Source organism: Variovorax sp. Varisp85, from assembly GCF_047304045.1.
Lineage (GTDB): Bacteria > Pseudomonadota > Gammaproteobacteria > Burkholderiales > Burkholderiaceae_C > Variovorax.
Genome location: NZ_JBGLYN010000131.1, coordinates 1 through 3,314 on the forward strand (window position 1 = coordinate 1; position 3,314 = coordinate 3,314).

Below are 3,314 nucleotides of genomic sequence, written 5' to 3' on the forward strand. Positions count from 1 at the left end.
CCCCCGGGGGGGTTTGGGGGGGTGGGGGCCACGCGGCGATAGCGCCCACGACAGAGGCCGCTTGCCCCCACCCAACCCTCCCCCAAAGGGGGAGGGCTTCAGGTTAGGAGAACAACATGGACATGGCCGTTGAAGCCGGGATCATCAAGCAGCACCTGATCGACCCCGAGATCTGCATCCGCTGCAACACCTGCGAGGCCATCTGCCCCGTCAACGCGATCACGCACGACGACAACAACTACGTCGTGCGCGCGGACGTCTGCAATGGCTGCATGGCCTGCATCTCGCCGTGCCCGACGGGTTCGATCGACAACTGGCGCACGATGCCGGTGGTGCGCGCGTACTCGATCGAGGAACAGCTCACCTGGGAATCGCTGCCCGCCGAACTCTCGCCGGAAGAGCTCGAAGCCGCCGGCGTGTCCGCTGAAGTGGCCGGCGACCCCGCGGCGGCCTTGCCCGCGCAGACGCAAGCCCAGGCGGCCGCCGAATCGATCGAGCCGGCCTTCAATTCGGCGCAATACGGCGCCACCGTGCCGCCCTGGTCGGCCGCGCACGCGTACACCAATCTCTTCCCGCCGAAGACCCCGACGACCGCCACCGTGGTCGGCAACTTCAACTGCACCGAGGCCGGCTTCGACAGCGAGACGCACCACATCGTGCTCGACTTCGGCGTGGTGCCGTTCCCGGTGCTCGAGGGCCAGTCGATCGGCATCGTGCCGCCGGGCGTCGATGCCATCGGCAAGCGCCACCATGCACGCCAGTATTCGGTGGCCAGCCCGCGCAATGGCGAGCGGCCCGGCTACAACAACGTCTCGCTCACCGTGAAGCGCGTGACCGAAGACCACCAGGGCGACGCCGTGCGCGGCGTGTGCTCCAACTACGTGTGCGACCTGAAGGTGGGCGACACGGTGCAGGTGGTGGGGCCCTTCGGCTCGTCGTTCCTGATGCCGAACCACCCCAAGTCGCACATCGTGATGATCTGCACCGGCACCGGCAGCGCTCCGATGCGCGCCATGACCGAATGGCGCCGCCGCCTGCGCAAGAGCGGCAAGTTCGAGGGCGGCAAGCTGATGCTGTTCTTCGGCGCGCGCACGCAGCAGGAGCTGCCGTACTTCGGCCCGCTGCAGTCGCTGCCCAAGGACTTCATCGACATCAACCTCGCGTTCTCGCGCACGCCGGGGCAACCCAAGCGCTACGTGCAGGACCTGATGCGCGAGCGCGCCGCCGACCTGGCCGCGCTGCTGAAAGATGGCGCGAGCCACTTCTATGTGTGCGGCCTGAAGAGCATGGAAGAAGGCGTGGTGCTCGCACTGCGCGACGTGGCGAAGGAAGCGGGGCTCGATTGGGACACGGTCGGCGCTGCCTTGAAGCGCGAAGGCCGCCTGCACCTCGAAACCTACTAGGCCGCGGCGGATGAAGTTCGCCGACTTCCACGCGGGGCAGGTCATCGAGGCCGGGCCCTACGTGCTCACCGAAACGGAGCTCCTGCAGTTCGCACGGGCCTATGACCCGCAGTGGTTCCACACGGATGCAGAGGCGGCGGCCGGCAGCTCCTTCGGCGGGCTGATCGCCAGCGGCTGGCACACGTGCTCGATCGCGATGCGGCTGGCCGTCGACGCAGCGCTTGCCGGTTCTGAATCGTTCGCCTCGCCGGGGCTCGATCATGTGCGCTGGCCGAATCCCGTGCGGCCCGGCGATGTGCTGCGGCTGGTGGCCGACGTGACAGAGGTGCGCCGCTCCGAAAAGCGCCCGACGCTCGGCATCCTGCGCTGGCGCTGGCGGCTGTTCAACCAGCGCGAGCTGATGGTGCTCGACGTGGCGGTCACCAGCCTGTTCAAGCTCAAGCCGGCCAACTGAGGCGTTCGCCCGAAAAAAAGCCCGCAACGCGCGAGCGCTGCGGGCTTTTGTCCGGCCGGGGCCGGCGGGCCGATTACTTCTTGATGTCGACGGCGCCCGAGCCCTGCGCCTTGCCGCTCGCCTTCGCGCCAGCGCTCCCCGGCTTCACGGCATTGGTGGCCGAACCCACGGCGCCGGTTGCGCCATTCAGCGTGCCGCCCACGGTGTTCGTTACGCCGCCTGCCGCATTCGTGGCACCGCTGACGGCGCCAGTGGCACCGCCCAGCACGCCACCGACGGCGTTGCCCACACCGCCTGTCGCGCTGCCGGCCGTGTCGGACGTGGCAGCGCCGGCATTCGTGTTCGCGCCTGCGGCCGCACCTGTGCGTGCCGCGGCACCGCCATGGGTGGAGCCAGCGCCTGCGGCGCCCGAGGTGTTCACGTCTGCATTGACCCCCACGCCGACCCCGACGCCTTGCGCCTGGGCTGCGCCGCCGATGGCCAGGAGGCCGGCGAGCACGGCGCCGAGGAAGATGCGGTTGTGTTGCTGTTGCTTCATGGGTGACTTTTCCTTTCGTAGCTGGTCACGATTTCAAGAACCGACCGGGGTTCGGTCGGCTCGGGTGCAACCATGGCCGGGCCGGCCTTTGTCGCCATGTGCGCCACAGCCGCCCACGCGTGTGGGAACTGGCTGTCGGCGAAACAGGAGGCTCGAACGTTGCCCCCGCGGTGCGAATCATGGCAGCAGATGCGTGCTGAAGAAGGCCGTTGTCTTCTGGTTAACTTCCGGTAACACGCTGGCGCGGTCGAAGCCCGCCGGGTCGTTGAGCAGGTCGCCGATCAGTCCCGTGAGGTCCGGCGGTAGCGGAGACAACAGCGAGCCGTGCCCGCCGGTCGGCATGTCCGCGATCAGCTCGCAGCGCGGCAGGCAGGCCGCAAGCACCCGGTCGCTGTGGAAGCGCGGGATCAGCCAGCGGTCCTGCGCGGCGGTGATCAGGCCAAGTGGTACGCGCGGCGCCGCGAGCGAGGCCATGTCGAAATCGGCCGAACCCGGCACGCCTGCAACGATGGCGGCGATGCGCGGATCGGTGTGCTTGCGCGGCGCGGCGTCGTCGCCGAAGCGGTGGCGGATGAGGAGCAATGCGGCCCATTTCTTGATGCCGTCGAGCGGTCCGCCGGTCAGCCGCGTGATGAGGCCGACGCAGGACTGGAAGTCGTTCACCAGGTCGACCTCGCAGTGCCGCGCGAACGCGGCCGGCGACCAGCGCCCGCCCGCGAGGCTCAGGGCCGTGTGGCCGCCCGCCGACATGCCGTACATGCCGACCCTGTCGAGCCGCAGCAGCGGCGCGAAGCGTGGGTGGGGGGCGCCCCCCCCCCGGGGGGGGGCCCCCCCCCCCCCCCCGCGCCCGGCCTCAGCTCTTCACGAACGCCAGCAGGTCGGGGTTGATCACGTCCGCATGCGTGGACAGCATGCCGTG

The 3,314-nt window shown here is 69.3% G+C and carries 3 protein-coding genes and 1 pseudogene; 2 read left to right on the forward strand and 2 right to left on the reverse strand.

Translation table 11 applies throughout. The features are described from left to right. Positions 1-116 precede the first annotated feature (116 nt). Both boxA and ACCC97_RS28630 read left to right on the forward strand, forming a co-directional pair. Entirely contained in the window at positions 117-1,403 is a 1,287-nt protein-coding gene (gene boxA / locus ACCC97_RS28625; RefSeq protein ID WP_413336334.1) for a benzoyl-CoA 2,3-epoxidase subunit BoxA, read from the forward strand. 10 nt (positions 1,404-1,413) lie between these two features. Beyond that, positions 1,414-1,857 (forward strand): MaoC family dehydratase, encoded by a 444-nt coding sequence (locus tag ACCC97_RS28630; RefSeq protein ID WP_413336336.1) that lies wholly within the window; start codon positions 1,414-1,416, stop codon positions 1,855-1,857. A gap of 73 nt (positions 1,858-1,930) precedes the next feature. Here the strand turns inward: ACCC97_RS28630 and ACCC97_RS28635 are convergent, their stop codons facing one another. Together ACCC97_RS28635 and ACCC97_RS28640 are read right to left on the reverse strand one after the other, a co-directional pair. Next, positions 1,931-2,395, reverse strand: a complete 465-nt coding sequence (locus tag ACCC97_RS28635; RefSeq protein WP_007832630.1) for a hypothetical protein — start codon at positions 2,393-2,395, stop codon at positions 1,931-1,933. A gap of 177 nt (positions 2,396-2,572) precedes the next feature. Then, positions 2,573-3,193: pseudogene (locus ACCC97_RS28640) on the reverse strand (alpha/beta hydrolase family protein); the annotation flags it as partial. Positions 3,194-3,314 lie beyond the last annotated feature (121 nt).